The following is a 3,949-nucleotide window of genomic DNA, read 5'->3' as shown; positions in this document are numbered from 1 at the left end:
TTTGCGAGAGATTATATTTAGTTTTGAGTGTAAAAGCTCAAAAGAGTACGGTGGCGAAAGCGAGAAGGATACACCTGTTCCCATGCCGAACACAGAAGTTAAGCTTCTCCACGCCGAAAGTAGTTGGTGGGAAACTGCCTGCGAGGATAGGAAGTTGCCGTGCTCTTTTTTAATATTCCGGCTTAGCTCAGTTGGTAGAGCACCTGACTGTTAATCAGGTTGTCGTCAGTTCGAGTCTGACAGCCGGAGTAAGGCAGAAGAAGCGAAAGAGGAAGAACAAAATGTTCTTCCTCTTTTTTTGTTTATTTTTAAAATAAATTAAGAGAACGCTTTCTTTAGCTTAGAGTTTTTGATATACTTTTATTAGTTAAGTTTTGTTTGTTAAAAACATAACAAGGCTAAATAGCGGCACTTATTATGCCTGGTGAAAGAATCAGGCTTTTATTTTTAAATAACAAGAAAACGCTATCATTTTTAAATTCTTATGAGGGAGGATTTTTATGGTTGGAATTATACTTGCCAGTCATGGCGGATTTGCAGATGGAATCTTTCAATCCGCTGAAATGATTTTTGGTAAGCAAGAGAATCTGGCTCATGTCATTTTGAAACCGGATGAAGGGCCAGATGACATCAGAAAAAAGATGGAAGATGCAGTAGGATCTTTCGAAAATCAAGATCAAGTTTTGTTTATCGTTGATTTATGGGGCGGAACTCCATTTAATCAAGCAAACAACTTGGTAAAAGAACATGAAGATACTTGGGCAATTGTTTCTGGTATGAATTTACCGATGGTAATTGAAGCTTTAGGTCAAAGACTTGCGAGTGATAATGCCCATAACATTGCCAGTGCAATTGTAAAGCCTGGACGTGATGGAATTAAAACACAACCTGAATCCTTAATGCCTAAGGAAGAAACTAGTTCTACTACAACTAAATCTGGTGATGATGAAGTTGCCAAGGCTGCTAAGAATGGTTCTATTCCAGAAGGAACAGTTCTTGGAGATGGACACATTAAATACGTTTTAGCACGTATTGACTCTCGTTTACTTCATGGACAAGTTGCCACTGGTTGGACAAAAGCAACTAATCCAGATCGTATCATTGTAGTTTCAGATAATGTTGCACATGATAAGTTACGAAAGAGCATGATTAAAGAAGCTGCACCGGCAGGTGTTCATGCTCATGTTATTCCTATTAAAAAGGCAATTGAAATTTCAAAAGATCCAAGATTTGGTGATACTCATGCATTGATCCTATTTGAAAATCCAGAAGATGCACTTAGAGCAATTGAGGGTGGTATGGATATTAAGACCCTTAATATTGGTTCAATGGCTTATAGCGATGGTAAGGTTAATGTTAATAAAGTTCTTGCCATGGATCAAAAAGATATTGATACATATAAAGAGCTTGAAAAACTGGGCGTTAAGTTTGATGTTCGTAAAGTTCCTTCAGACGGAGCTGAGAATATGGATAACTTATTAAAGAGAGCTCAAAGTTTAGTAGATGAACAAAAAAATAAATAACAATTAATTTCGGAGGATATTATAAATGAATGCTATTCAAATGATTCTTGTAATAGTAGTCGCCTTCTTTGCAGGTATGGGAGGAATTCTTGATGAATTCCAATTCCACCAACCATTAGTCGCATGTACCTTAATTGGTTTAATTATGGGTGGTAATAATTTAACTGCATGTATTATTCTTGGCGGTTCTTTACAAATGATTGCCTTAGGTTGGGCTAATATTGGTGCTGCAGTTGCTCCTGATGTTGCGTTAGCTTCTGTTGCTTCAGCAATTATTTTGGTACAAGGTGGACAAGGACAAAAGGGTATCGGTACTGCTTTAGGTATTGCTATTCCATTGGCAGTTGCTGGTTTATTCTTGACTATGCTTGTTCGTACCATTTCAGTTGCTATTGTTCACATTATGGATGCTAAGGCTAAAGAAGGTAACTGGAGAGCTATTGATTTGTGGCAAATGCTTGCTGTAGGTTTACAAGGTTTGCGTATTGCTATTCCAGCTGGTTTACTACTAGTTATCCCAGCTGATCTAGTTCGTCAAGGATTACAATCAATGCCAGCATGGTTGACTGATGGTATGACTATCGGTGGTGGTATGGTTGTAGCTGTTGGTTATGCAATGGTTATCAACATGATGGCTAATAAAGAAGTTTGGCCATTCTTCATCATTGGTTTTGCATTAGCAGCCTTACACGAATTAACGTTAATTGCCCTTGGTGCAATTGGTGTTGCTATGGCTCTTATGTATCTTGCTCTTGAAGGATCAAAGGGTAATAACAATAATGGTGGTAGCGCAGATGGTTCAGGTTCTGGAGATCCATTAGGCGATATTATTGAGGATTACGAATAGGAAAGGAGGAGCTTACATGTCAGATAAGAAATATACATTAAGTAAAGCGGATCGCTTAAAAGTTTGGTGGCGTTCTACTTTCATTCAAGGTTCATGGAACTATGAAAGAATGCAAAACGGTGGTTTTGCTTACAGTATGATTCCAGCTCTTAAGAAGTTATATCCTAAAAAAGAAGATATGTCTGCAGCTTTAAAGAGACATCTAGAATTCTTTAACTGTCACCCATATATGACTTCTCCAATCCTTGGGGTATCTCTTGCATTAGAAGAAGATAAGGCTAATGGTGCCAAGGTTGATAACACTGCAATTTCTGGTGTTAAGGTTGGTATGATGGGACCTTTAGCTGGTGTTGGTGACCCAGTCTTCTGGTTTACTGTACGTCCTATTATTGGTGCTTTAGGTGCTTCAATTGCCATGAGTGGTAATATTCTTGGCCCTATCCTATTCTTTGTATTATGGAATATTATTCGTATGGCTTTCTTGTGGTATACACAAGAGTTGGGATACAAAGCTGGTGCTAAGATTACTGAAGATGCTTCAGGTGGTATGTTACAAAAGATTACTCGTGGCGCTTCAATGATGGGTATGTTTGTTATCGGTGCCTTAATTGAGCGTTGGGTAACAATTAAATTTACACCAGTTATTTCAAGAACTAAACTTCAAAAGGGTGCCTACATTGATTGGAATTCACTTCCAAGTGGTAAAGCTGGTATCCAACAAGCTTTAGCAGAATGGAATGTTAATGGCCTAAATGGTGATGGTAAAGCTTTAAGTAGTGTTAAGGAAGTTACCCTTCAACAAAACTTAGATCAATTAATTCCTGGTTTAGTAGCTTTACTCCTTACATTCTTATGTATGTGGTTATTAAAGAAGAAAGTTTCACCAATTATCATTATTATTGGTATCTTTATCTTAGGTATTGTTTGCCACGTACTTCACCTTATGTAATTAATAAAAAGGGGTCTGAAAGGCCTCTTTTTTTATAGATAGAGTAAAGGAATAAAAATGGTACAATCTCTAAACACAAAGGCGGAATATGTAGATAAAGCGACATGGTTTCGCGGCATGCCAACTTATGGTCAAATCATGGTTGGGGATAAAGGATTCGAATTTTATAGTGATAGTAATAAAAATGATTATCTTCAAATCCCTTGGAATGAAATCACTTATGTAATTGCAGATGTTTATTTTGGTGGTAAATATATTCCTCGTTTTAAAGTATGTACAAAATCAAATGCAGACTTTGTTTTAGCTGCTCGTCATCCTAAGCATACATTGGCAGCTATGAGTAAACATGTACCAAAAGATCATATGCGACGTGCATTAAGTGCATGGCAAAAAGTAAAAAGAAATATTTTTCGTAAGAAATAATAAAAAGGACTTTAGATTTGTGATATGAACCCCGAAATTCGGACAAGAATTTCGGGGTTTTATTATGTCTAAATTAACAAAGCGAGATAAAATTAATATTTATAATTATTGGAAAAATTATGGAAAATCTTCTACATGGTTAAGTAAAAAATATGGAGTTAATTCAACTAATATCCGTTATCTGCTTAAATTAATAGATCATTATGG

General features: G+C 36.5%; 4 protein-coding genes, 1 tRNA gene and 1 rRNA gene. All 6 read left to right on the top strand.

Annotation, left to right across the window (positions count from 1 at the left end; genetic code table 11):
• Window positions 1-46: 46 nt before the first annotated feature.
• The 6 genes from rrf to LrDSM24759_RS07475 all read left to right on the top strand — a co-directional run bounded on the left by rrf (window position 47) and on the right by LrDSM24759_RS07475 (window position 3,742).
• Window positions 47-163: ribosomal RNA gene (gene rrf / locus LrDSM24759_RS07500) — 5S ribosomal RNA — on the top strand.
• A 13-nt stretch (window positions 164-176) separates the two neighbouring features.
• A tRNA-Asn gene (locus LrDSM24759_RS07495) sits at window positions 177-249 on the top strand.
• Window positions 250-500: 251 nt separating this feature from the next.
• Window positions 501-1,523, top strand: a complete 1,023-nt coding sequence (locus tag LrDSM24759_RS07490) for a PTS sugar transporter subunit IIB (protein WP_117118841.1) — start codon at window positions 501-503, stop codon at window positions 1,521-1,523.
• Window positions 1,524-1,548: 25 nt separating this feature from the next.
• Complete coding sequence (locus tag LrDSM24759_RS07485; RefSeq protein ID WP_117118840.1) at window positions 1,549-2,370, top strand: PTS mannose/fructose/sorbose transporter subunit IIC; 822 nt, start codon at window positions 1,549-1,551, stop codon at window positions 2,368-2,370.
• 16 nt (window positions 2,371-2,386) lie between these two features.
• Window positions 2,387-3,319: a PTS system mannose/fructose/sorbose family transporter subunit IID gene (locus LrDSM24759_RS07480; protein WP_117118839.1), complete on the top strand. Its 933-nt coding sequence runs from the start codon at window positions 2,387-2,389 to the stop codon at window positions 3,317-3,319.
• A 57-nt stretch (window positions 3,320-3,376) separates the two neighbouring features.
• Entirely contained in the window at window positions 3,377-3,742 is a 366-nt protein-coding gene (locus LrDSM24759_RS07475; RefSeq protein ID WP_117118838.1) for a DUF956 family protein, read from the top strand.
• Window positions 3,743-3,949 lie beyond the last annotated feature (207 nt).

The sequence above is a fragment of the Lactobacillus rodentium genome (assembly GCF_003423665.1).
GTDB lineage: Bacteria > Bacillota > Bacilli > Lactobacillales > Lactobacillaceae > Lactobacillus > Lactobacillus rodentium.
This window is presented reverse-complemented; position numbering and strand designations above follow the sequence as displayed.